The organism is Pseudomonas sp. PvP025, assembly GCF_017832155.1.
Classification (GTDB): Bacteria; Pseudomonadota; Gammaproteobacteria; order Pseudomonadales; family Pseudomonadaceae; genus Aquipseudomonas.
Map to the genome: position 1 here is coordinate 4675258 of NZ_JAFIBJ010000001.1, position 23257 is coordinate 4698514.

Sequence of the window (23257 nt, forward strand, 5' to 3'; positions counted from 1 at the left end):
AGTTCTCCAGAACGGTTTTGAACGCAGTTCACGAGCGAAGCAAATCAGACCGTGGGAGAGGCGCGCGGGTTGAGGCTCGGCCATTGACGGCGCGGGTTTGGGGCGTGTGGCGACGGCGGTGAAAGGCCCTGGGAGGCTTCAAAACGAGCGACGTACAACTGCGGCACATGCCCCGGCAGCGCCACCCATGGCGTCGAGCCCGAGCAGCACCAGCAATGCTGCATCGTGGAGTGATCGTCCTGCTGCGGCGCCGGGATCTCCAACTGGCCCAGGGCGACGGTCTTGAGGCTTGCGCCAGTGGACGAACAGAACCCGCCCCAGAACAGCTGCTTGACCGGATCGTGCGCTGGCTGCATCGCATTGGCTAGCGGCATGGCAAACGCATTGAACAGCACTGCAAGACAGGCGATCCAGGCAAGTGCAAAGCGTTGACGGGCCATGGCGGACAAATCCGTGAGGGTAAGCGATCAGGCGGGTATTTAGCCTGAACGGGGTGGATAAGTAAAAAGGGCTGGTGTGGTGGGGTGGCGCAGTGCAATCAGATGGCAGTGGCGTGAAGCTTGAGCCCCAGCGCCTTCATGACTTTCATGATAGTCGCGAACTCGGGATTGCCAGTGCTGGAGAGGGCTTTTTATAAACTTTCGCGGCCCAGGCCTGTATCGCGGGCTATCTGGGTCATGCCTTGGGCGCGGGCGATGTTGTTAAGGGCTGAGCGAATAAGCAATCCATCACCGGAATCCTCTTCGAAAGAGGCTTCAAGGTACTCGGCCATATCCTCGGGGGTGTTGAGGTGCTCGGCTATATCGAAATCTTTGAACCTGGTCATGCGTCACTCCGGTTTTTCAAATTCAGCTGCGATGTGTCTCGCGCGTTGTATATCGCGTTTTTGCGTTGATTTATCGCCACCCATCAACAGCAGGTAACTTCATCTATGCGCTTGAAGTACACCCGATATCCAGGGCCGTAGTGGATGCGCATTTCTCAGTGAGAGTGGATTGCCTGCAGCACCGCATCCACCGCTGTGAATTCTCGATCCACTCCTGCCAACACTGGCCGCTTCAACACCAGCACCGGCACCCCCAACTCCCGTGCCACTTCCAGCTTCGGCTCGGTGGCCGTGCTGCCACTGTTTTTGCTGATCAGCACATCAATTCGCTGGCGCGCAAACAACTGACGCTCATCCTCCAGCAGAAACGGCCCGCGCGCGCCGATCACTTCGCAGCGCTCATTGCCCGGGTACACCGCCAGCGCGCGCAGGGTCCAGAACTGGTGGTCGGGGATTTCGTCGAAGTGCTGCAACGGCTCGCGCCCCAGGGTGAACAACGGTCGTTTGAACGGTTTCAACGCTTCAACCAACTGCGTCCAGTCACTGACTTCGCGCCAGTCGTCCCCGGGCTGCGGCTGCCAGGCCGGACGCCGCAGTGCCCAGCACGGCACCCCGCAGGCGCGCGCCGCCTGGGCTGCGTTGTGGCTGATCTGCGCCGCATACGGGTGGGTCGCGTCGAGAATCAGGCTGACGCCTTCGGCGCGCACAAACTGCGCCAGGCCGTCCGCACCGCCATAACCGCCCACGCGCACCTGGCAGGTCAGGTCGGTGGGCACGCGCCCAACACCCGCCAGGCTGTAGATATGCTGCGGCCCCAGCGTCCGCGCGATGGCCAGCGCCTCGGTCACGCCGCCCAGCAGCAAAATCCTGTTCATGACGGCTTGACCATGTCCAGCAGGGTGATCGGCAGCGCCTGGCGCCACGTATCGAATTCCCCCAACGGCTGCGCCTGGGCCACGTGGATGCGCGTGAGTTCGCCGCCATACCGGGCGCGCCAGTTCATCAGGGTCATTTCGCTTTGCAGAGTTACTGCGTTGGCGACCAGCCGCCCGCCTGGGCGCAATTGCTGCCAGCAGGTTTCCAGCACGCCCTCGCGGGTGACGCCGCCGCCGATGAAGATCGCGTCCGGCGCCGCAAGCCCCGCCAGAACCTCGGGTGCCTTGCCGCGAATCAGTTGCAGGCCCGGCACGCCAAGGGCATCACGGTTGTGTTCGATCAGGCCCTGGCGACCAGTATCTGCTTCAATCGCCAACGCGCGGCAGCTCGGGTGCGTGCGCATCCATTCGATGCCGATGGAGCCACTGCCCGCGCCCACGTCCCACAGCAGTTCGCCGGGCAGCGGCGCGAGGCGCGCGAGGGTCATGGCGCGCACGTCACGCTTGGTCAGTTGACCGTCGTGCCGGAACGCCGAATCCGGCAGGCCGGCAAGGCGTGACAGCCCCGGCGTGTCGCTGCAGGCCTGGCAGTCGATGGCGACCAAGTTCAAATCGGCGACCCGGTCCAGCGTCCACGACTGCGCGAGCCCATCGATGCGCTGCTCATCCGCGCCGCCCAGGTGTTCAAACACGCTCAGTCGGCTCGATCCAAATCCGGCCTGTGCCAGCAACGCGGCGATCAACCCAGGGCTGCTGCCGTCGTTGCTTAACACCAGCAAACGCACGCCGCTGGCCAGATGCGCGTTGAGCGCCGCCAGCGGCCGGGCGACCACGGATAACGTCACCACGTCCTGCAACGGCCAACCCAGCCGCGCCGCCGCCAGCGAGACGGACGACGGCGCCGGCAACACCAGCAGTTCGTCAGCCGGCACCTGCCGCGCCAGGCTGGCGCCCACGCCGTAGAACATCGGGTCGCCGCTGGCCAGCACGCACACCGGCTCACCGCGCCGTGCCAGCACCGGCGCCAAAGAAAACGGGCTCGGCCACACGTGCCGCTCGCCGCGAATACACACCGGCAGCAGGTCCAACTGGCGCTGACCACCTATAATCCGCGTAGCGCGCAACAGGGCGTGCCGGGCGTTTTTGCCCAGCCCCTTGAAGCCGTCTTCACCGATGCCTACAACCGTCAGCCAGGGCGACATATCCATTCCTTGAGCGACATCCGACGGGCAGGCTTTTCATGCCGCCGGACAAAGCAGGCATAATACCGCGCCTTTACCCGTCAATCGGTAGCCCCGTGAACCCATCGCCCGCCCTGAACACCTTGCGCCCCTCGGCTTGTCCGGGGTTGCTGCGTATCGTCCAGGCGCTGGATGGCGGCATCTGCCGGATCAAACTGGCCGGCGGTTCGATCACCGCCACCCAGGCCCACGCGGTGGCGGACGCGGCCCGGGCCTACGCGGGCGGCGTGATCGAGGCGACCAACCGCGCCAACCTGCAGATTCGCGGGATCGGCGCCGAGCAGGACGCCTTGATCGCGGCCCTGCTGGCTGCAGGCCTTGGGCCGAATAATGCGGCGGGTGACGACGTGCGTAACCTGATGCTCAGCCCCAGTGCCGGCATCGACCCGCAGATGCTGTTCGACACCCGCCCGCTGGCCGCGCAGATCCTCGCCACGCTGGAAAACCATCCGCGCTTTCATGAGCTGTCGGCCAAGTTCGCCGTGCAACTGGACGGCGGCGAGGCCCTGGCGATGCTCGAGCACCCGCACGACGTGTGGTTGTCGGCGTTTGAACGCGGCGGCGATACCTTGCTGGCGTTCGGCCTGGCCGGGTGCCCGGGGCTGGATGCGCCACTGGCGGCCGTGCGTCTTGAGCAGGGGCATGCCCTGGTGGTCGCCGTGCTGGAAGCGTTTCTGGCGCTGGCGACGCCGCAGCAAACACGCATGCGTCATCTGGCTGTGGATAACCTGGTGAGCCGCCTGAGCCTGCCGCTGTTGCCGGCAGATGGCTTCAAACGCGCGGCCAGTAGCGCCTTGCTGCACCTGGGCAGTCATCCACAACGGCAGAAAAACCGCTGCTATGTCGCCGCCGTGGCGCCGTTGGGTCGTCTGGATTCGACGATGCTCAACGGCGCCGCACAACTGGCCAGCGAGCACGGCGACGGCACCTTGCGCTTCACCCCCTGGCAAGGCGTGCTGCTGCCCAACCTCACGCAACCTCAAGCGGTGACTGCAGGTTTGGCGCAACTGGGCTTTCTCTGCTCGGCCGACGCCCCCCTGGCCCAGGTGATCGCCTGCACCGGTTCCAGCGGCTGCGCCAAGGGCCTGGCCGACACCAAGGCCGACGCCCTCGGCCTGCCGCCCGGCCATGACGTGCACCTGTCCGGCTGCTCGCGCTCCTGCGCCGCTGCGCACATCGCGCCAGTCACCTTGCTGGCGGTGAGCCGCGGCCACTACGACCTCTATTTTCGCGATGCAGCCCAGCCGGGTTTCGGCCGGCTGCACGCGCGCAACCTTTCCATTGAAGCGGCGGGCGCCGTGCTGCGCGCTCGTCCACGGAGCAACACCGATGATTGATTACATCCGCGACGGTCAGGAGATCTATCGCAACTCCTTCGCCATCATTCGCGCGGAAGCCAACCTGGAGCGCATCCCGGCCGACCTGGAAAAACTCGCGGTGCGGGTGATTCATGCGTGCGGCATGGTCGGCGCCATCGACGGCCTGCAGTTCTCCGAAGGTGCGGGCAAGGCCGGGCGCGATGCGCTGGCGGCCGGCGCGCCGATCCTGTGTGACGCGCGGATGGTCTCCGAAGGCGTGACCCGCACGCGCCTGCCGGCCAACAATCAGGTGATCTGCACCCTGCGTGACGACAGCGTGCCGCAGTTGGCGCGCGACTTGGGCAACACCCGCTCTGCCGCCGCGCTGGAGCTGTGGCGCCCGCACCTGGAAGGCAGTGTGGTGGTGATCGGCAACGCACCGACCGCGCTGTTTTACCTGCTGGAGATGCTCGATGCCGGCGCGCCGAAACCGGCGCTGATCCTCGGCTTCCCTGTCGGCTTCGTCGGCGCCGCCGAATCCAAGGCGATGCTTGCCGCCGACAGCCGTGGCGTGCCCTTCGTGATCATGCAGGGTCGCCTCGGTGGCAGCGCCATGGCTGCCGCCGCCGTCAATGCGCTTGCCACGGAGGTGGAGTGATGCCGGCACGCGGACGCTTGATCGGCCTGGGCGTCGGCCCCGGCGACCCGGAGCTGATCACCGTGAAGGCCCTGCGCCTGCTGCGCGAATCCCCGGTGGTGGCGTACTTCGTGGCCAGGGGCAAGAAAGGCAACGCGTTCAGCATCATCGAGGACCACCTGGTGCCCCAGCAGACCCTGATGCCGCTGGTGTACCCGGTGACCACCGAAGCGTTGCCGGCGCCGCTGTCCTACGAACAGGTGATCAGCGACTTCTACGACACCGCCAGCCTGCACGTGGCGGCGCATCTGGACGCCGGCCGCGATGTGGCGGTGATCTGCGAGGGTGATCCGTTCTTCTACGGCTCCTACATGTACCTGCACGACCGCCTTGCCGAGCGCTACGAAGCACAGGTCATCCCCGGCGTGTGCTCGATGCTCGGTGGCGCTTCGGTGCTCGGTGCGCCGTTGGTGTACCGCAACCAGAGCCTGTCGGTGCTGTCGGGCGTATTGCCCCATGAAGACCTCAAGCGCCGGCTGGCCGATGCCGACGCGGCGGTGATCATGAAGCTGGGCCGCAATTTCCCCAAGGTGCGCCAGGTGCTGGAAGAGCTCGGGCTCGCTGAGCGTGCGCTGTACGTGGAGCGCGCAACCATGGCCAATCAGAAAATCGTGCCGCTGGACCAGGTGGTGCCGATGTCGTCGCCGTATTTCTCGCTGATCATCGTGCCCGGTGAACGGTGGCAAGGGTGATCGATCCCGCGATTGTCATCCTTGGCCAGGGCAGCCTCGCCACCGCGCGCGCTATCCAGCAGGTGTACCCCGCTGCATTGATCCACGGCCTGGCCGGACGCGTCGACGGCGCGGACGTAAATTACAGCGAATTCGGCGCCACGCTGCGCCAGCTCTACCAGCAGGGCACGCCGCTGATTGCGCTGTGCGCCGCCGGCATTGTGATTCGCACCCTGGCGCCGCTGTTGTTGGAAAAGGGCGAAGAGCCCGCCGTGCTGGCGGTGGCCGAGGACGGCAGTGCGGTGGTGCCGCTGCTCGGTGGCCTGGGCGGTGTGAATGTCATGGCGCGCGAGATCGCGGCGGCGTTGAACGTGGCGGCGGCGATCACCACCAGTGGCGAGCTGCGTTTCGGCACCTGCCTGCTCAACCCGCCCCAGGGTTATGAACTGGGAGACCTGGCGCTGGGCAAGCGCTTTGTCAGCGATCTGCTGGCCGGTGAACGTGTGCGCATCGAAGGGGCGGCGCCATGGTTGAACGAGGCGAATCTGCCCCAGGATCAACAGGCTCATCTGGCGATTCACGTGGGCAGCGCCGCGCGCGCGCCTGCGGCCAATGAACTGCTGATCTACCCGAAAAATGTGAGCGTCACCTGCAAACCGGGCGCGCAGTTGGCCGAGCGGGTGCGCACCGCGCTGCAACAGGCCGGCATCGCGCTGCAATCGCTGGCCTGTCTGTTGGCCAGCGACACGCAGATGGCGGACGCGTCGTTGCACGAAGCCGCAACGCAGTTGGCGGTGCCGCTGCGGTTCGCCAGCGTCAGCGAGGACGCCGATATCGTGATCGATGTTGCCGAGCAGCCGTTGGAGCTGTCCCTGGTCGGTCGCGCGCGTGGTCGTCTCGCAGTGATCGGTCTTGGCCCCGGCGCCTCCGAGTTGATGGTGCCGGCGGTGAAGGCCGAGCTGGCGCGCTGCACCGATGTGCTGGGCTATGAAACCTATGTGCGCATGGCCGGGCCGTTCCGCGACGATCAGGTGCAGCACTGCACCGACAACCGCGAAGAAATGCAGCGCGCACGGCACGCCTTCGAACTGGCCGTGCAAGGCCGTTCGGTGGTGGTGGTGTCGTCCGGCGACCCGGGCGTATTTGCCATGGCCGCGGCCGTACTCGAGGCGCTGCACGAATCCAGTGACCCGGCGTGGCATCAGGTCGACCTGCAGATTTTGCCGGGGGTGTCCGCCTCGCTGGCGACCGCCGCCCAGGCCGGAGCGCCGCTGGGTCATGACTTCTGCGTGATGTCGCTGTCGGACAACCTCAAGCCCTGGTCGATCATCGAAAAACGCCTGGACCTCGCGTCCCAGGCCGACCTGGCGCTGGCGTTCTACAACCCGATCTCCCGCGCACGGCCGTGGCAACTGGGGCGAGCGCTGGACATCGTCGTACAGCACCGCACGCCCGAAACGCCGGTGGTGCTCGGCCGCGATATCGGGCGACCGGGCCAGACCCTGCGCGTCACCACCCTGGGGCAACTCACGCCCGAGCAGGTGGACATGCGCACCATGGTGCTGATCGGCTCGTCCACCACCTGCACATTTCCGCGTGCCGGTGGCGGTGAGTGGGTGTACACGCCGCGCTGGTACGGCGACAAACCCAACGCCTGATACCGTGGGAAAGCTCCGATTGATTCTCGGGTTATACCGGTGGGTGGTCGGGGCTTTTTCTTTTTTCATCGATGAAACAGGCGCGACCTGACGCTGCGCCCGGCAATTGCTGGGCGGCGTGTTGCGGTGCGCGCAGGCAAGGGATAAGTGTCGTCTGGCAAGCGCGCCCGTCACTGGACTAGGGTGGAGGCAGCCCCAATGTGGGGCACTTGTGGAGAGCTGAACATGGAGCGACATCATAGAAGGATCAACAGTACAAAAAGGCGCAAGTTGATTGCGGCCTACAAGCTTCCGGCGGCGTTCGGTGCGCAGGCTTTGTCGGCGCCCGACCCCGACGACGATTCGAACGCGGCGGTGGTCAATAACAGCGTGATCTCGTTTGCCGAGGGCCTGTCCGGCCTGAGCCGCGAATACATTCGCAAAAGTTACTTGCTGGCCAGCAGTTATGTCAGCGATGTGTTGAAGATTCATCGCGGCACCGAGGCGTGGTATGACGAGTTCATCAAGGTGATGATCAGCCTGGGCTGGCTGCCGATGCGCAGCAGCTTCGAGCGGGTCTCCAGCAGCGGCAAGGGCCTGACGGTGCAACTGGCGGTGCTGAACATGATTGCCGCGATGCTCGCCTCGACCGCACTGGCCGGGCCGGTGCTGGCGGCCTTGCCCAAGCTGGCGGCGGATGCGCTGGAGGCCATGAAGCAGCAACCCGCCTCGTTCGAGTTGTTCAAACGCAACAGTACGCTGCGTCAGGGCGGAGACTTTGGCGTGGCGTCGTGCACCGAAGCCAACGGCGAAGTGATGATGGTGCTGGTGACCTACAGCAGCCAGGGCGTGAGCAAACAGGTAGGGCTGCCGTTTCTGGAATGGGACAGTTCCTCGTTCGAGGCCTTCAGCGGGCAGACCTGCCTGGTGCTCAATACCTCGCTGGTCAACGAAAAGACCATCCAGCTGATGCGCGAGAGCGCGGGAGACAAGGTGCAGTCGGCTATCGCCAGATACCGCATCTGAGGCATTTATCAGGCCTGTGGGACCAACGGTGGGAGGGGCTTGCCCGAATGCCGTTCAGTTAAGCGCAGATTCCCTGTGGCGAGCAGGCTTGTCCTGCGTTGGGCTGCGCAGCAGCCCCAAAACCAGACGCTGAGCCGTATCAGGTACACCGCGTTTTGCTTGATTGGGGGCGCTTCGCACCCCAACGCGGGGCAAGCCCGCTCGCCACAGGAATGAGGCTGCCTGAAACTTCAGGTTTTAAAATCAATAAGCTATTTTGTGTTTGATAAGCGCTGGCTTGCCTGCGAAGGCGGTAGTCCAGCAAACATTGATGTTGACTGACCCACCGCGTTCGCGGGCAAGTCGTACCGCCGTTCCCAATCTGCACTTAACTGAACGGCATCAGGGCAAGCCCGCTCGCCACAGCGGCTAGAGTTTGCAGCAAGACAACCCCGTTGAAGTCAGGAAGGCGTGTGTTCCGGGCGCTGTTGGCGCTGCGCCACCCAGAACTCCACCAGCTCACGCAACTGCGACAACTCCACCGGCTTGGCCATGTGCCCGTCCATTCCGGCCTGGCGTGCGCGTTCCTTGTGTTCCGAGAGGATATGCGCAGTCAGCGCCACCACCGGCGTGCGGATGCGCTGGTGGCTGACTTCCCACGCGCGCAGTTGCTGGGTGGCGGAGAAGCCATCGAGGATCGGCATTTCGCAGTCCATCAACACCAGATCGTAGCGCTGGGCCTTCATCGCTTGCAGGGCTTCTTCGCCGTTGCTGGCGGTGTCCGGGTTGAGGTTGAGCTTGCCAAGCATGCCGCGAATCACTTTGGTGGAGATGCTGTTGTCCTCGGCCACGAGGATGCGGAAGTCGGCTGGCACGGTAATCGCGGCCGGTGCGCTGAGTTGCGCGCGTGGCTGAGTGTTGCCTTTGTTGCGCTGGGTCAGTTCGTCGGCCAGGGTGGTCTTGAGTGTATAACCGGCCACCGGCTTGGCGAGGATGCGCTTGATCCCGCTGTTGCGCGCGATGATCTTGCTCGGCGCGTTGCTGATGCCGGTGAGCATGATCAGCAGGATGTCGTGGTTCAAGCTCGGGTCTTCCTTGATCTTCGCCGCGAGCTGCATGCCGGTCATGCCGGGCATGTTCTGGTCCAGCAGCACCACGTCGAAGTAATCGCGCAGGTGCGCCTTGGTGCGCAGCAGCGCCAGGGCCTCCTTGCCGGACGACACGGCGCTCACGTTCAGCCCCCAGGCGCTGCATTGCTGCACCAGCACCTTGCGGCAGGTGTCGTTGTCGTCCACCACCAGCACGCGCGCATCCTGCAGCGGGCCGTCGAGGTCGCAGGTCGGGTGTTGCAGGCGCTGCGGGTCCAGCGGCAGGGTCAGCCACAGGGTGCTGCCCTGGTGCGTGCCACTCTTGATGCCGAACTCGCCGTTCATCAACAGGATCAACTGGCGGGCAATCACCAGGCCCAGGTGGCCGCTCAGGCGCGTGGCCGACACGAAGTTCTTGCTGTGCAGTTCGCTGTGCAGCAAGGCGTCACGTTCGGCGGCATCCATCGGCAGGCCGCTGTCCTGCACGGCAATGCGCAGGCGTGGCTGGGTGTTGCGGTCTTCCAGTGCGATCACGATCAGCACTTCACCTTCGTCGGTTTTCTGCAGGGCGTTTTCCAACAGGCTCAGCATCGCCTGGCGCAGGCGCGTGGGGTCGCCGCTGATGACGCGGGGGACCTGAGGCTGGATAAAGCTGATCAGCTCGACGTTCTGCTGTTCGGCCTTGGCGCGGAAGATGCTCAGGCAGTCGTCGATCAGTGCGTTGAGGTCGAACTGCACGTCATCGAGCTCGATCTGCCCGGATTCGAGCTTGGAGATGTCAAGAATCTCGTTGATCAGCGTGAGCAGTTCGTTGCCGGCGCTGTGGATGGTCTGCACATAGTCGCGCTGCTTGACCGACAGCGGCGTGCCCAGCAGCAACTCGGTCATGCCCAGCACGCCGTTCATGGGGGTACGGATTTCATGGCTGATCTTGGCCAGGAACTCGGCCTTGGCGGCGATTTCGGCGTTGCTCGCGGCCAGGTCGCGGCTGAGACTGAAACGGGTTTCGACAATGGCGCGCTGGCGTTCGCCCAGCGCCAGGCTCATCAGCAGACCGCTTAGGCAGATAAAGCCGAGCAATGTCACGATCAGCCCTTGCGGCGCCACCAGCGTCAAGCCGAGCAGGGCGGGCAGGATGATCAGTGTGCCGATGTTGAACACCACCATCGCCGCCACGAACAGGCGCGCCGGGCGGTAGCCTTTTTGCCAGTGATACGCCGAGACGAACAGCATGCTCAGGCCGGCGAGGGCCACCAGTGCGTAGGTGATGATGTTCAGCGGCAGGGTGTTGACGAACAGCAGCAACAGACCGCAGAGCACGATCACCAGGATATCGGCCATCAACAGCTTGTTCAGCGGGTGCGGGCCCAGCGGCATGAAGAAACGGTAGGCATACATCAGCCCGCAAGGGGCGGTGAGCAGCAGGGCGAGGTAGGCGCCGGGGGTCTGGATCGCGTGCCAGTTGGGCAGCCACGGTCCCACCAGGTTGAGCAGCAGCGCCAGGCTGAGCATCAACAGCACTTCGCAGGCCGCCAGCCACAGGCTGCTGCGCGAGCGGTGATAGGCGAAACGCGTGAGGTTATGCAGGATCAACATCGCCAGTACGCCGAACAGCAGGCCGTAGATCAGCGTCTGGTTCTGGTTGGCGGCGGCCAGTACCGCCGGCTCCAGGGTGATATAGGGGCGCAGTTCGTGTTCCGACACCATGCGCAGGTACACCTCCAGAGGCTTCTGGCTCTGGGGCATCGGCAGCATGAAGTCACTGCTGGGCAGCGGGCGCTCCGATTGCGGCTGGCGGGTGCCGGTGTTCTGCTGTTCGACCAGGGCGTCGCCGTCCAGCACGTACAGGCTCAGGTGCGACAGGTCAGGGGCGAACACCCGCAGCAGTTGCTCGTGCTTGCCGGGTTGCAGCTTGAAGCGTACCCACAGTGCACCGTCCGGCGGAGCAGCGGTGATCCGGTCCAGTTCGGTGGGGCTGAATTGATTGGTGTAGCGCGGGGACCGTATGTCGCTCAGTTGCAGGTCGGCCTGTTCGTCGAGCAATATCGCCCAACCACTGCCTTGTGCGGCCGCCTGGGCCGGGAACAAGCAGAGCAATGTCAGCAGGCTGACAGTGAAACCTATGGCGATCCTGAGCCAGCGCAAGGCGAAATCCCTTCGTAGGTTGGTGCACGGGTGAACTATGCGCGGGGAGGCATGAGTACGGCAAGGGCCGCAGGCCCTCACCTAACCGAACGGATAGCGGTTACGCGTTCTCGCCACGTTCACGGGCAATGGCGCGGTAGCCGATGTCCGTACGGTAAAAACAGCCTTTCCAGTCGATCTTCGCCGCCAGCTTGTACGCCTGTTGCTGCGCGGCGTCGACACTGGCACCCATCGCGGTGGCGCACAATACGCGGCCACCGGCGGTCACGACCTTGCCATCCTTGAGCGCAGTGCCCGCATGGAACACCTTGCCTTCCAGCGTAGCAGCGTCTTCGAGACCTCCAATCACGTCGCCCTTGGCATAGTCGGCGGGATAACCCCCGGCGGCCAGCACAATCCCGACGCTCGGGCGCGGGTCCCACTGCGCTTCAACCTTGTCCAGCGCCTGGGCCAGGGCGGCTTCCACCAGCAGCACCAGGCTGGACTGCAGGCGCAGCATCACCGGCTGGGTTTCCGGGTCGCCGAAGCGGCAGTTGAACTCGATGACTTTCGGGTTGCCAGCCTTGTCGATCATCAGGCCCGCGTACAGGAAACCGGTATAGACGTTGCCTTCGTCGGCCATGCCGCGCACGGTCGGCCAGATCACCAGGTCCATGACGCGCTGGTGCACTTCGCTGGTGACCACGGGGGCAGGGGAGTAGGCGCCCATGCCGCCGGTATTCGGACCGCTGTCGCCGTTGCCGACGCGTTTGTGGTCCTGGCTGGTGGCCATCGGCAGCACGTTCTTGCCGTCGACCATCACGATAAAGCTGGCTTCTTCGCCGTCGAGGAACTCTTCGATCACTACCCTGGAACCTGCGTCACCAAAGGCATTGCCGGCGAGCATGTCGCGTACCGCGTCTTCGGCTTCCTGCAGGGTCATGGCGACGATCACGCCTTTACCGGCGGCCAGACCATCGGCCTTGATCACGATGGGCGCGCCTTTTTCCCGCAGGTAAGCCAGGGCCGGCTCAATTTCGGTGAAGTTCTGATAGTCGGCGGTGGGGATCTTGTGACGCGCCAGGAAATCCTTGGTGAAGGCTTTCGAGCCTTCCAACTGCGCGGCGCCAGCGGTGGGGCCGAAGCAATCCAGGCCACGGCTGCGGAACAGATCCACTACGCCCGCCACCAGCGGTACTTCCGGGCCGACGATGGTCAGCGAAACGTTCTTTTCGGCAAAGTCGGCCAACTGCTCAAGGGCCAGTACGTCGATGGCGACGTTCTCGCACTTGGCTTCAATGGCGGTACCGGCGTTGCCGGGTGCCACGAAGACTTTCTGGACGCGTGGGTCCTGGGCAACTTTCCAGGCCAGGGCGTGTTCACGGCCACCGCTGCCAATGATCAAAACATTCATTTCAAAAACCTCAAATTCTGTAGGCGCTGCAGGAGCGCTTTTAAATGTGGGAGGGGGCTTGCCCCCGATAGCGGTGGTTCAGTAGCACATTAGTTGACTGATGCACCGCCATCGGGAGCAAGCCCCCTCCCACACAAGCCCGCTCCCACATTTCGATCAAGTTGGATCAGTGACGGAAGTGGCGCATGCCGGTGAAGACCATGGCAATGCCGGCCTCATCCGCAGCGGCGATCACTTCAGCATCACGCATCGAGCCGCCCGGCTGGATCACGGCGGTCACGCCTGCCTTGGCGGCGTTATCCAGGCCATCACGGAACGGGAAGAACGCGTCGGAGGCCATCACCGAACCCGCCACCTGCAGACCGGCGTGCTCAGCCTTGATCGCAGCAATGCGCGCCGAGTTCACGCGGCTCATCTGGCCGGCGCCGACACCGATGGTCTGGCGGTTCTTCGCGTAGACGATGGCATTCGATTTAACGTACTTGGCCACTTTCCAGGCGAAGATCAGGTCGTTGATTTCCTGCTCGGTCGGCGCGCGTTGGGTCACGACTTTCAGGTCGTCACTGCCGATCATGCCGATGTCGCGGCTCTGTACCAGCAGGCCGCCATTGACGCGCTTGTAGTCCCAGGCAGCGGCACGCTCGGCCGACCATTCGCCGCAGGCCAGCAGGCGCACGTTGGCTTTGCCTGCCACGATGGCGCGGGCTTCTGCGCTGACGCTTGGGGCGATGATCACTTCGACGAACTGACGCTCGACAATGGCCCTGGCGGTTTCGGCGTCCAGCTCACGGTTGAAGGCAATGATGCCGCCGAAGGCCGACTCGGTGTCGGTGGCGTAGGCCAGTTCGTAGGCCTGGCGAATCCCGCCTTCCGCGTCGGGGCTTACCGCCACGCCGCACGGGTTGGCGTGCTTGACGATCACGCAGGCTGGCTTGACGAAGCTCTTCACGCATTCCAGCGCGGCGTCGGTGTCGGCCACGTTGTTGTAGGACAGCTCTTTACCTTGCAGTTGGGTCGCGGTGGCGATGCCGACTTCGGCAGGCTTGGCTTCCACGTAGAACGCCGCGCTCTGGTGCGGGTTCTCGCCGTAGCGCATTTCCTGAGCCTTGATGAACTGGCTGTTGAGGGTGCGCGGGAATTGACTGCGGTCTTCGGTGCTCAGGGTGTCGGCGGCCTGATTCACAGTGCCCATGTAGTTGGCGATCATGCCGTCGTAGGCCGCAGTGTGTTCGAAGGCCTTGAGCATCAGGTCGAAGCGCTGGGCGTAAGTCAGGCCGCCGGCCTTGAGGCCTTCGAGCACCTGGGCGTAGTCGCCGGCGTTGACCACGATGGCCACGTCTTTGTGGTTCTTGGCCGCCGAGCGGACCATGGTCGGGCCGCCGATGTCGATGTTTTCGATGGCGGTCGGCAGGTCGCAGCCGGGCTTGTTGATGGTGGCTTCGAACGGGTAGAGGTTGACGGCCACCAGGTCGATCGGCTTGATGCCGTGCTCGCTCATGATGGCGTCGTCGATACCGCGACGGCCGAGGATACCGCCGTGGATCTTCGGGTGCAGGGTCTTGACCCGACCGTCCATCATTTCTGCGAAACCGGTGTAGTCCGCCACTTCCACTGCGGCCACGCCGTTGTCCTGCAGCAGTTTGAAGGTCCCGCCCGTGGAGAGGATTTCCACGCCCAGGGCTTCCAGCTCCCGGGCAAATTCGAGGATCCCGGTCTTGTCGGAAACACTGATCAAGGCGCGGCGGATCGGCAGGCGGGTAGTCTGGTCGGTCATTTCAATTTCCATCAAAAGCAAAGGAGTCAGCAAAAAAGGCGACCGGTTCTACGCGGGCGCCTTTCTGGTTTGATTGAATGCTTACAGCAAATCGTACTGCTTGAGCTTTTTGCGCAAGGTGCCACGGTTGAGGCCGAGCAGCTCACTGGCTTTGGTCTGGTTACCCTTGACGTAGTTCATCACGCTTTCGAGCAGGGGCGCCTCGACTTCGGAAAGCACCAGGTTGTACACGTCCGTGACGGAAGCGCCCTCAAGGTGGGCGAAATAATTGTGCAGCGCCTTCTCCACACTCCCGCGAAGGGTCTGGCCTTCTTCGCTCGGCGTGTTCAGGTGCTGTTTCAAATTGACGTTGTCGCTCACGGGTGCTGTTCCACTCACTAAAGTCTCGGTCATCATCGTCATGCGGCCACCCATTCTCCGTCCCCTGCTCTCAGGCTCTTGTCTCGCTCGGTAAAGAACTCACGAACGGCGGTGACCTGTGCTTGCGTTTCATCCAAACGATTGAACCCGGCGCGAAACTCCCTGGCGCCTGGCAGGGTTGCGAGATACCAACCCACATGCTTGCGAGCAATACGCACGCCCATCACATCGCCGTAAAACGTGTGAAGGGCCGCCAGATGCTCTAGCAGAATACGTTCCACCTCGGGCAACTCCGGTGCCGGCAATACCTCGCCAGTGCGCAGGAAGTGCTCGATCTCACGAAAGATCCATGGCCGCCCCTGGGCGGCCCGGCCAATCAACAGGCCATCGGCGCCGGTGGCGTGCAGCACGCGCCGGGCTTTCTCGGCCGAGTCGATATCGCCATTGGCAAACACCGGCATCGACACCGCCTGCTTGATCGCGGCAATGGTGTCGTACTCGGCAACACCTGTGTACAGATCGGCGCGGGTGCGACCATGCACCGCCAGCGCCGTAATGCCTGCCTGTTCAGCGATCTTCGCCACTGTCAGGCCGTTCTTGTTGTCCCGGTCCCAGCCGGTACGGATCTTCAGCGTTACCGGCACATTGACTGCGGCCACAACGGCCTGCAGGATCTCGGCAACCAACTGCTCGTCCTTCAACAGCGCGGATCCGGCGGCCTTGTTGCAGACCTTCTTGGCCGGGCAGCCCATGTTGATATCAATGATCTGTGCACCCAGTTCCACATTGGCCCGGGCCGCGTCCGCCAGCATCTGCGCATCGCCACCGGCGATCTGTACCGAGCGCGGCTCGGGATCACCTTCGTGGATCATGCGCATCCGCGATTTGCGGGTGTTCCACAAGCTCATGTCGCTGGTGACCATTTCCGAGACTACAAGACCCGCACCCAAACGTTTGCACAGCTGACGAAAGGGCTGGTCGGTGACGCCCGCCATCGGGGCGAGGATCAAGCCGTTCTGCAATGTGTATGGGCCGATGCGTACCGCCGACATAGGACTTCCCTGTTGTGGGGCCGGATCATTAGAGTTCGAAAAAGGGTTGGCATGATACCCGCTCTCGATGACTGGATAAAGGCTGAATTGGATAAAATCTGAACAGTTATTTCTTTATCGCCGTCAGTTCGGTAACCGGCGATTCTGGCAGGTATCTGCCACCAAAGCCCCGCAGAGCGGGCCGTTTCACTCGGGCGAATGAAAGCTCAGGCTGTAATTTACGGCTTTGTTGCCGGGGTCGAGGATATCCAGCGAGATGTGGATCGGCGTTTGTGATGGCATTTCGCTCACTCCGGCCAGCTCGCCGCTCAGGTATTCGGCGGGCTTGAAGCGACGACTGGCGATCAGGCCGCCGTTCATGTCGGCAAAGCGCAGTTCCAGCAAGGGAAAAGGCTGGGAGAACGCCGCACGGTTGTAGATGATCGCATCCACCACCAGCGCCCCGGCGAACTCAGGGTGGCTGCGCACCACCAGGTTGCTGCTCTTGATGTGCGCAATATCGACCCGCGATGGCACCTTGCAGCCAAGCACCGGGCACACTTGCTGGAACCACGGGCGGTAGGCGTCCTGGCGCGCGAGGTCGTCGAACTGGTAGGCGATGAACTGACCGGCGAGGCCGGCAGCGGCGATCAGCACCAGCAGAATCCACAGCAGGCGACGGCCCGGTGTCGATGCGCGTTTCTGCGCGTACAAGTGCAGCGGGTCGTCTTCCAGGTCCAGCAGTTGCTCGTCGTGAACACGGGTTTCGGCGCGCGGGCGCTTGCGGCGCAGCGGCGGGCGTTGTTCCTGCGGCTCGGCCGCGTGGGTCAGGAGTGTGAACGGTGGGTCGGGATTTTCATCATCCAGGGCGGGTTCGTCGTCGAGGGCTTCGGCGCGCCGCGACATCGACGGTTCGGTGCGCTGCCGGCCACTGCTCGGGTCCGCGGGCTCGTCGACAACCGGGGCGCGTTCCTGCGGCGGCTCGCTGAACAGGCTGGCGGCCCATTTTTCTTCCTCGGCCTTCACGGTGTTGCGGCTGGCGCTGAGGGCATCGTCCTTTTGGCGACGGTCGGAGCCGGCGTGACGACGCTCCGCGCCCAGCGGTTTTTCGCGCTGCTCCAGCTTGGCCAGCTCTTCGTCCAGGTCCAGGTTGTCCAGGTCCAGCTCTTCAGCGTTCCACTGTTTCTGGCTGATGGCGCGCGGTGATTCGGGCGCCGGTTCAACGGCCACCGGCAGGTCGGCGTCGCCCGCCTCGGCGCGCTGCTCGAGCAGTTGGCGCAGGGCGTTGAAGACCTGAAGGCACGATCCGCAACGCACCACGCCGCGAGCCGCGCTCAATTGAGCGTGGTTGACGCGAAAGCGCGATTGGCAATGCGGGCACTGGGTGACGAAACTGTCGGTCATGCGGCCATCCGATTCAGGCAAGCGCTCATTCTAGCGCCGACGTCCGCTGATGCGTACCCAGCCATCGCGGTTGGCGATCGGATCCAGCTCAAAATCCTTCGCGTAAGCGGCGGCAACGTCTTCGCCCTGCTCGGCGAGGATGCCCGACAGCGCCAGGCGCCCGCCCGGTTTGACCAGGCTCGACAACTGCGGCGCCAGGGAAACCAGCGGCCCGGCGAGGATATTGGCCACCAGCACATCGGCCTGCACCTGCGGCAGGTCCTGGGGCAGGTACAGCGGGAATTTGCCTTCGGCAATGTGGTTGCGTCCGGCGTTGTCGCGCGACGCTTCCAGTGCCTGCACGTCGATATCGGTGCCCACGGCCTCCCTGGCGCCCAGCAACAGTGCGGCAATGGCCAGGATCCCCGAGCCACAGCCGAAGTCCAGCACATTGCAATCGGTCAGGTCCTGGCCGTCCAGCCATTCCAGGCACAGCGCGGTGGTGGGGTGGGTGCCGGTGCCGAATGCCAGACCCGGATCCAGCAGCAGGTTGACCGCATCGGGTTCTGGCGCGGCATGCCAGCTCGGCACGATCCACAGGCGCTGGCCGAAGCGCATCGGCTGGAAGTTGTCCATCCAGCTGCGCTCCCAGTCCTGGTCCTCGATCACTTCGCTGTGATGCTCGGGCAGCGGGCTGCCGGTGAGCAGTTGCATATGGGCCAGCACGGAGGCGGCATCGGTGCCATCTTCGAACAGCGCCAGCAAATGGGTGTGGGACCACAGCGGGGTGGTATTGAGTTCGGGTTCGAAGATCGGCTGGTCTTCGGCGTCCATGAAGGTCACCGACACGGCGCCCACTTCGAGGAACGCGTCTTCGTAGGTTTCGGCTTGTTCTGGGCTGATGGCGAGACGGACTTGCAGCCAAGGCATGGCGGGCACCTTTGGAAAAATGAGTGTGCAGCGGGGAGGGGGCTGCGAAAGCGCGCAAGTTTACGCGAGCAGCGGGCTTGTGGCGAGCGGGCTTGCCCCGCGTTGGGGCGCGAAGCGGCCCTGAAATCGGCACTCTCGGTTAGGCAGGCAAACCGGGAATGCCCTATTGGGAGTGCTTCGCACTCCAACGCGGGGCAAGCCCGCTCGCTACAACAAGCCCGCTCGGCACAGGTATTTTGCCAATCCTCAAAAACAACAAAGCCGCCCGAAGGCGGCTTTGTTGGTTGGAGCACTTACTGGTTGGCCAGCTTGTGTTCCAGGTAGTGAATGTTCACACCACCTTCGCAGAAGCCTTCATCGCGCACCAGATCCCGATGCAGCGGGATGTTGGTCTTGATGCCGTCGACCACGATTTCGTCCAGAGCGTTACGCATGCGGGCCATGGCCTCGTCGCGGGTGGCGCCCCAGGTGATCAGCTTGCCGATCAGCGAGTCGTAGTTGGACGGAACCTTGTAGCCGCTGTACAGGTGCGAATCCACACGTACGCCGTTGCCGCCGGGCGCGTGGAAATGCTTGACCAGGCCAGGGCTTGGGATAAAGGTTTTCGGGTCTTCGGCGTTGATCCGGCACTCCAGCGAGTGACCGTGCATCTTCACGTCGTCCTGGGTGAAGGACAGCACGTTGCCGGCGGCGATGCTCAGCATCTCCTTGACGATGTCGATACCTGTGACCATCTCCGACACCGGGTGCTCTACCTGCACACGCGTGTTCATCTCGATGAAGTAGAAGCGGCCGTTCTCGTAGAGGAACTCGAAAGTACCGGCGCCACGGTAGTTGATGTCGATGCACGCCTTGACGCAGCGAGCCAGTACTTCCTGGCGGGCTTTTTCGTCCAGGCCGGGTGCCGGGGCTTCTTCCAGTACCTTCTGGTGACGACGTTGCAGCGAGCAATCGCGGTCGCCCAGGTGGATGGCGTGGCCCTGGCCGTCGGACAGTACCTGCACTTCCACGTGACGTGGGTTGGTGAGGTACTTCTCCAGGTAGACCATCGGGTTGCCGAACCAGGCGCCTGCTTCGGAGCGGGTCTGCTTGGCGGCTTCGATCAGGTCTTCTTCCTTGTGCACCACGCGCATGCCGCGACCACCACCGCCACCGGCGGCCTTGATGATCACCGGGTAACCGACTTCGCGACCAATGCGCAGGGCGGTTTCCTCGTCTTCCGGCAGTGGGCCGTCGGAGCCTGGAACGGTTGGCACGCCAGCGGCGATCATCGCGTCCTTGGCCGAGACCTTGTCGCCCATCAGGCGAATGGTGTCGGCTTTCGGGCCAATGAAGGCAAACCCGGATTTTTCCACCTGTTCGGCGAAGTCGGCGTTTTCCGCGAGGAAGCCGTAGCCTGGGTGGATGCCATCAGCGCCGGTCACTTCAGCGGCCGCGATGATGTTCGAGACTTTCAGGTACGAGTTCGTGGCCAGCGGCGGGCCGATGCAGATGCTTTCGTCCGCCAGTTTCACGTGCATCAATTCGGTATCGGCCGTCGAGTAAACAGCGACGGTCTTGATGCCCTCTTCCTTACAGGCGCGCAGGATACGCAGCGCGATCTCGCCGCGGTTGGCGATCAGGACTTTTTGCAGTTTCTTCGCAGGTTTCAACATCGAAGGCGCTCCGCGGTTCAAACGATGGTGAACAGCGGCTGGTCGTACTCAACCGGCTGACCGTTTTCTACCAGGATGGATTCAATGACGCCGGCTTTTTCAGCGGTGATGTGGTTCATCATCTTCATCGCTTCAACGATGCAGATGGTGTCGCCCACTTTCACGGTCTTGCCGACTTCAACGAAGGCTGGCGAGGTCGGTGCCGGGGTACGGTAGAAGGTACCGACCATTGGCGACTTGACCACGAAGCCGTTCAGCACAGGCTCTGCCGGTGCGGCAGGCGCAGCGGCAGCAGGTGCGGCGGCCGGAGCAGCAGCGGCCGGAGCCGGCGCTTGCATTTGCGGCGCGTAGAACTGTTGGGCCGGGGTCTTGCTGTGACGGCTGATCCGTACGGACTCTTCGCCTTCCTTGATTTCCAGCTCGTCGATACCGGATTCTTCCAGCAGTTCGATCAGTTTCTTGACTTTACGGATATCCATGAATCATCAACTCCCAAGGGTCGGTCAGGGGCGCTTGGCCGGTTGTTCAAGTTGTTCCAGGGCGGCCTCCAGGGCCAGCCGGTAACCGCTGGCGCCAAGGCCGCAGATCACACCTACCGCTACATCGGAGAAGTAGGAGTGATGGCGGAAAGCTTCGCGTTTGTGCACGTTCGACAAATGCACTTCGATGAATGGGATGCTCACCGCCAGCAGCGCGTCACGTAATGCAACACTTGTGTGCGTAAAAGCGGCGGGATTGATCAGGATAAAATCTACGCCTTCGCCACGCGCGGCATGGATGCGATCAATCAGTTCGTACTCGGCGTTGCTTTGCAGGTAGAGCAAATGGTGGCCGGCTTCACGGGCCCTGCGTTCCAGGTCGAGGTTGATCTGGTCCAGGGTGACTGCCCCGTAGACGCCCGGTTCGCGGGTGCCAAGCAGGTTCAGATTGGGTCCGTGAAGAACCAGAAAGGTCGCCATCGGCTGTTCCTTGTTATTGATGTGGGTACGGCAGAACCCGGCGACTATGCCGCAAAGCCTTTGTGACTGTCCAGTTCTATGCAGTAGGCAGCACGATTAGCGAGGATAGCGAAAAATTTGTGACTAAGCGCTTGAATCCAGTCATCGGTAACATTGTCTCCAATTCTGTGGAGATCACATTGGGGGAGGGGCTTGCCCCCGATAGGGGTGTATCAGCTACAGATACTGAGACTGACACACTGCAATCGGGGGCAAGCCCCCTCCCACCTGTTGATCTTCATTGGGTTTTGGATCTGCAGTGGGCAGGTTAGACGCGGAAGGCTTTGACCGCCGTGTTCAGTTGCCCGCCGAGCACCAGCAAGTGCTCGCCCTGGCTGCGGCCCTGGCCGATACGCAGCAAATTGTCCTCACCCAGTTGGTGAATCCGCTCGCTGTTGTCGCGTATCTCGCTCACCGCGCCACTTTGCTGTGCGGTCACGTCGGCAATGCGCACCGCCGTCCCGGAAATGGTCTGGATCGCCTCGACGATCTCATCCAGTGCGCCATCCGCCGCCTGGGCTTGCTGGGCGGTGGCCTCGGCGTGTTCGACCTGCGCGCGCATGCCTTGCACCGACTGATGGGCAGCGGTCTGCAGGCCGGCAATCAGGCTCTGGATCTCGGCAGTGGCGCCGGCGGTGCGTTGGGCCAGCGAGCGCACTTCGTCGGCGACCACGGCAAACCCGCGCCCCGCCTCACCCGCGCGCGCGGCTTCGATGGCCGCGTTGAGCGCCAGCAGGTTGGTCTGGTCGGCAATCGAGCGGATCACCGTGAGCACGCCGCCGATGGTGGCCGATTCTTCCGCGAGTTTCTCGATCATCTGCGCGTTCTGCTGTACCTCGTCCACCAGCGCATGCAGCCCGGTCAGGCTCAGGCCGATCACGCGCTGGCCCTGTTCCACCGCCTGGCCGGCGCTGCGACTGGCGCCGGCGGCCTGGCTGGCATCGTCGGCGACCTGCTGGATGGTTGCCTCCAGTTCGCCCAGCGAATCGCGAATCTGCGCGGTGTCCCCGGCCTGGCGTTCGGCACCGTCGTGCAGGCCGCTGCTCAGCTCGGCCAGGGTGCGGCTGGTGCCGGCCACCGCTTCGGCATTGCCGCGAATGGTGCCCACCAGCTCCACCAGGTACGTGCGCAGACGGTTGAGAGACGCTTCGATGTCATGCAGTTCGCGGTTGGTCCTGCCCAGGGCTATCGGCTGACTGAAGTCGCCTTCGGCCCAGGTCGACAGGGCCGGTGCCAGGCTGGTCAGTTTGCGCGCCAGATGCCGTTGCAGGGTGTCGATCAGCAGCGCAATCAGCAGGATCAGGCCGATCATCAGCCCTTGCATCAGGCGCACCTCGCCCTGGATCTTGCCGTGCTGGGCGCGCACCACCGGTTCCAGCCCGGCAATGGCCTGCTGCACCGCGGCGATTTTCAGGTGGGTGGCGGCGCTGAGGTCGGTGCGCTGCTGGATCTGTTCGCGGGTGCGCTTGAGTTCGGCGGGGTAGCGGGTGAGCAGGCTGTTGAGTTCACGCTTGAGGTCGACGCCGGTGTCCTGGGTTTCGGTCTTCGTGGTGTTTTCCAAACCCATCAGCGCTGAAAAATCGTCGGTGTTGGAGTCGGCGCTGGCCTTGACGCCCAGCAGCGGCAGGTGTTCCAGCACCTCGGCCTGGGTGCGCATATTGCTGACTTCGCGCTCTACATCGTCGGCCAGTTCCGCGCGCCCGCTGCTCACCAATTTGTCGCGGGCCAGAGACAACCGGCCCAGGTGTTGCGACGCTGCCAGCAGCGGCGGCAGGTAGCGTGCGGCATCCGCGGAGTTTATGCCGCTGGCGTACTGGCTGAGCTGGTCAAGGTTGGCGCCCAATTCGCGCTCGGCTTGCAGCAACAGCGCCTGCGGGTCGCCGGCCAGTTTGCCGGCGGCCAGCAGCTCGGTTCTGCTGAAGGCTTCCAGGTTGGTCAGGCTGGGGCGCAGGTTTTGCGCAAGTTCGGCGGGCAATTCGTCGAGCTGTTGCAACAGGGTTTCCAGGCTCTGGCTGGCGCTGCTCAGGCGCAGGGCATCGCCGCTGGCCAGGTAGTCGTCGATATTGCGCGCGGCCTGGTTCTGGAACGTCTGTGACAGGCCCAGGTAACGCTCCATGAGCAAATAGGGACGCTCCAGCGCGCGTTGCGACCACCACAGCGTCGCTCCCAGCGCCAGGCACACGGCCACCAGCAGCAGGGTATTAAGATTGGTCAGCAGCTTCAGGCGCATGCGGGGTTTCTACCGACAGC

19 protein-coding genes and 2 pseudogenes are annotated in these 23257 nt (G+C 63.6%); 5 read left to right on the forward strand and 16 right to left on the reverse strand.

Annotated features, from left to right (window positions below):
• Window positions 1-44 precede the first annotated feature (44 nt).
• From JOE32_RS20240 to cbiE, 5 genes and pseudogenes are all read right to left on the reverse strand, one after another.
• Window positions 45-440 (reverse strand): DUF2946 domain-containing protein, encoded by a 396-nt coding sequence (locus tag JOE32_RS20240; protein ID WP_209988065.1) that lies wholly within the window; start codon window positions 438-440, stop codon window positions 45-47.
• Between the two features lie 98 nt (window positions 441-538).
• Window positions 539-826: pseudogene (locus JOE32_RS20245) on the reverse strand (addiction module antidote protein).
• A 3-nt stretch (window positions 827-829) separates the two neighbouring features.
• A pseudogene (locus JOE32_RS25060) lies at window positions 830-981 on the reverse strand (type II toxin-antitoxin system RelE/ParE family toxin); the annotation flags it as partial.
• The gene (locus JOE32_RS20250) at window positions 982-1701 is read right to left on the reverse strand and encodes a cobalt-precorrin-6A reductase (RefSeq protein ID WP_209988068.1); all 720 of its coding nucleotides are present in this window, start codon (window positions 1699-1701) and stop codon (window positions 982-984) included.
• Window positions 1698-2903 carry a precorrin-6y C5,15-methyltransferase (decarboxylating) subunit CbiE gene (cbiE, locus tag JOE32_RS20255; protein WP_209988073.1) on the reverse strand — a complete coding sequence of 402 codons (1206 nt, stop codon included), beginning with the start codon at window positions 2901-2903 and terminating at the stop codon, window positions 1698-1700. Before cbiE ends, JOE32_RS20250 begins: the two co-directional genes overlap by 4 nt.
• Before the next feature lie 38 nt (window positions 2904-2941).
• On the opposite strand from cbiE, the gene cobG reads away from it, so the two are divergent.
• The 5 genes from cobG to JOE32_RS20280 all read left to right on the forward strand — a co-directional run bounded on the left by cobG (window position 2942) and on the right by JOE32_RS20280 (window position 8271).
• Complete coding sequence (cobG, locus tag JOE32_RS20260; RefSeq protein ID WP_209988076.1) at window positions 2942-4279, forward strand: precorrin-3B synthase; 1338 nt, start codon at window positions 2942-2944, stop codon at window positions 4277-4279.
• The gene (locus tag JOE32_RS20265) at window positions 4272-4898 is read left to right on the forward strand and encodes a precorrin-8X methylmutase (RefSeq protein WP_057009696.1); all 627 of its coding nucleotides are present in this window, start codon (window positions 4272-4274) and stop codon (window positions 4896-4898) included. The genes cobG and JOE32_RS20265 overlap by 8 nt, the downstream gene beginning before the upstream one ends.
• A complete protein-coding gene (locus JOE32_RS20270) occupies window positions 4898-5629 on the forward strand; it encodes a precorrin-2 C(20)-methyltransferase (protein WP_209988079.1) in 732 nt (243 codons plus the stop codon). The genes JOE32_RS20265 and JOE32_RS20270 overlap by 1 nt, the downstream gene beginning before the upstream one ends.
• On the forward strand, window positions 5629-7266 hold the full coding sequence (gene cobJ / locus JOE32_RS20275; protein WP_209990640.1) for a precorrin-3B C(17)-methyltransferase: 1638 nt from the start codon (window positions 5629-5631) through the stop codon (window positions 7264-7266). The genes JOE32_RS20270 and cobJ overlap by 1 nt, the downstream gene beginning before the upstream one ends.
• A gap of 225 nt (window positions 7267-7491) precedes the next feature.
• On the forward strand, window positions 7492-8271 hold the full coding sequence (locus JOE32_RS20280; protein WP_209988080.1) for a hypothetical protein: 780 nt from the start codon (window positions 7492-7494) through the stop codon (window positions 8269-8271).
• A gap of 440 nt (window positions 8272-8711) precedes the next feature.
• Here JOE32_RS20280 and JOE32_RS20285 read toward each other — a convergent pair whose 3' ends face one another.
• The 11 genes from JOE32_RS20285 to JOE32_RS20335 form a co-directional block, all read right to left on the reverse strand.
• A complete protein-coding gene (locus JOE32_RS20285; RefSeq protein WP_209988082.1) occupies window positions 8712-11483 on the reverse strand; it encodes a hybrid sensor histidine kinase/response regulator in 2772 nt (923 codons plus the stop codon).
• A gap of 100 nt (window positions 11484-11583) precedes the next feature.
• Window positions 11584-12876, reverse strand: coding sequence for a phosphoribosylamine--glycine ligase (gene purD, locus JOE32_RS20290; protein ID WP_209988085.1), 1293 nt, complete (start codon window positions 12874-12876; stop codon window positions 11584-11586).
• A 166-nt stretch (window positions 12877-13042) separates the two neighbouring features.
• Entirely contained in the window at window positions 13043-14650 is a 1608-nt protein-coding gene (gene purH / locus JOE32_RS20295; RefSeq protein ID WP_209988087.1) for a bifunctional phosphoribosylaminoimidazolecarboxamide formyltransferase/IMP cyclohydrolase, read from the reverse strand.
• 81 nt (window positions 14651-14731) lie between these two features.
• Window positions 14732-15052, reverse strand: coding sequence for a DNA-binding transcriptional regulator Fis (fis, locus tag JOE32_RS20300; protein WP_003221275.1), 321 nt, complete (start codon window positions 15050-15052; stop codon window positions 14732-14734).
• Window positions 15049-16062 carry a tRNA dihydrouridine synthase DusB gene (gene dusB, locus JOE32_RS20305; protein WP_209988089.1) on the reverse strand — a complete coding sequence of 338 codons (1014 nt, stop codon included), beginning with the start codon at window positions 16060-16062 and terminating at the stop codon, window positions 15049-15051. The genes fis and dusB overlap by 4 nt, the downstream gene beginning before the upstream one ends.
• 186 nt (window positions 16063-16248) lie before the next feature.
• Window positions 16249-17445 carry a DUF3426 domain-containing protein gene (locus tag JOE32_RS20310; protein WP_209988092.1) on the reverse strand — a complete coding sequence of 399 codons (1197 nt, stop codon included), beginning with the start codon at window positions 17443-17445 and terminating at the stop codon, window positions 16249-16251.
• 30 nt (window positions 17446-17475) lie between these two features.
• Window positions 17476-18354 (reverse strand): 50S ribosomal protein L11 methyltransferase, encoded by an 879-nt coding sequence (gene prmA / locus JOE32_RS20315; RefSeq protein ID WP_209988097.1) that lies wholly within the window; start codon window positions 18352-18354, stop codon window positions 17476-17478.
• 293 nt (window positions 18355-18647) lie between these two features.
• Window positions 18648-20009, reverse strand: a complete 1362-nt coding sequence (gene accC / locus JOE32_RS20320) for an acetyl-CoA carboxylase biotin carboxylase subunit (protein WP_046033970.1) — start codon at window positions 20007-20009, stop codon at window positions 18648-18650.
• Between the two features lie 17 nt (window positions 20010-20026).
• Window positions 20027-20488 carry an acetyl-CoA carboxylase biotin carboxyl carrier protein gene (gene accB / locus JOE32_RS20325; RefSeq protein WP_015373672.1) on the reverse strand — a complete coding sequence of 154 codons (462 nt, stop codon included), beginning with the start codon at window positions 20486-20488 and terminating at the stop codon, window positions 20027-20029.
• A 24-nt stretch (window positions 20489-20512) separates the two neighbouring features.
• The gene (gene aroQ / locus JOE32_RS20330) at window positions 20513-20968 is read right to left on the reverse strand and encodes a type II 3-dehydroquinate dehydratase (protein WP_015373673.1); all 456 of its coding nucleotides are present in this window, start codon (window positions 20966-20968) and stop codon (window positions 20513-20515) included.
• Between the two features lie 307 nt (window positions 20969-21275).
• Window positions 21276-23237: a methyl-accepting chemotaxis protein gene (locus JOE32_RS20335; RefSeq protein ID WP_209988100.1), complete on the reverse strand. Its 1962-nt coding sequence runs from the start codon at window positions 23235-23237 to the stop codon at window positions 21276-21278.
• Window positions 23238-23257 lie beyond the last annotated feature (20 nt).

What these genes read in the sequence shown, in the direction of transcription:
- JOE32_RS20240 (WP_209988065.1), bottom strand. Translation starts at nt 440, where the DNA reads ATGGCCCGTCAACGCTTTGCACTTGCCTGGATCGCCTGTCTTGCAGTG.
- JOE32_RS20310 (WP_209988092.1), bottom strand. Translation starts at nt 17,445, where the DNA reads ATGACCGACAGTTTCGTCACCCAGTGCCCGCATTGCCAATCGCGCTTT.
- purH (WP_209988087.1), bottom strand. Translation starts at nt 14,650, where the DNA reads ATGACCGACCAGACTACCCGCCTGCCGATCCGCCGCGCCTTGATCAGT.
- JOE32_RS20280 (WP_209988080.1), top strand. Translation starts at nt 7,492, where the DNA reads ATGGAGCGACATCATAGAAGGATCAACAGTACAAAAAGGCGCAAGTTG.
- aroQ (WP_015373673.1), bottom strand. Translation starts at nt 20,968, where the DNA reads ATGGCGACCTTTCTGGTTCTTCACGGACCCAATCTGAACCTGCTTGGC.
- JOE32_RS20335 (WP_209988100.1), bottom strand. Translation starts at nt 23,237, where the DNA reads ATGCGCCTGAAGCTGCTGACCAATCTTAATACCCTGCTGCTGGTGGCC.
- cbiE (WP_209988073.1), bottom strand. Translation starts at nt 2,903, where the DNA reads ATGTCGCCCTGGCTGACGGTTGTAGGCATCGGTGAAGACGGCTTCAAG.
- fis (WP_003221275.1), bottom strand. Translation starts at nt 15,052, where the DNA reads ATGACGATGATGACCGAGACTTTAGTGAGTGGAACAGCACCCGTGAGC.
- JOE32_RS20265 (WP_057009696.1), top strand. Translation starts at nt 4,272, where the DNA reads ATGATTGATTACATCCGCGACGGTCAGGAGATCTATCGCAACTCCTTC.
- accC (WP_046033970.1), bottom strand. Translation starts at nt 20,009, where the DNA reads ATGTTGAAACCTGCGAAGAAACTGCAAAAAGTCCTGATCGCCAACCGC.
- JOE32_RS20270 (WP_209988079.1), top strand. Translation starts at nt 4,898, where the DNA reads ATGCCGGCACGCGGACGCTTGATCGGCCTGGGCGTCGGCCCCGGCGAC.
- cobG (WP_209988076.1), top strand. Translation starts at nt 2,942, where the DNA reads ATGCCGCCGGACAAAGCAGGCATAATACCGCGCCTTTACCCGTCAATC.
- accB (WP_015373672.1), bottom strand. Translation starts at nt 20,488, where the DNA reads ATGGATATCCGTAAAGTCAAGAAACTGATCGAACTGCTGGAAGAATCC.
- purD (WP_209988085.1), bottom strand. Translation starts at nt 12,876, where the DNA reads ATGAATGTTTTGATCATTGGCAGCGGTGGCCGTGAACACGCCCTGGCC.
- prmA (WP_209988097.1), bottom strand. Translation starts at nt 18,354, where the DNA reads ATGCCTTGGCTGCAAGTCCGTCTCGCCATCAGCCCAGAACAAGCCGAA.
- JOE32_RS20250 (WP_209988068.1), bottom strand. Translation starts at nt 1,701, where the DNA reads ATGAACAGGATTTTGCTGCTGGGCGGCGTGACCGAGGCGCTGGCCATC.
- dusB (WP_209988089.1), bottom strand. Translation starts at nt 16,062, where the DNA reads ATGTCGGCGGTACGCATCGGCCCATACACATTGCAGAACGGCTTGATC.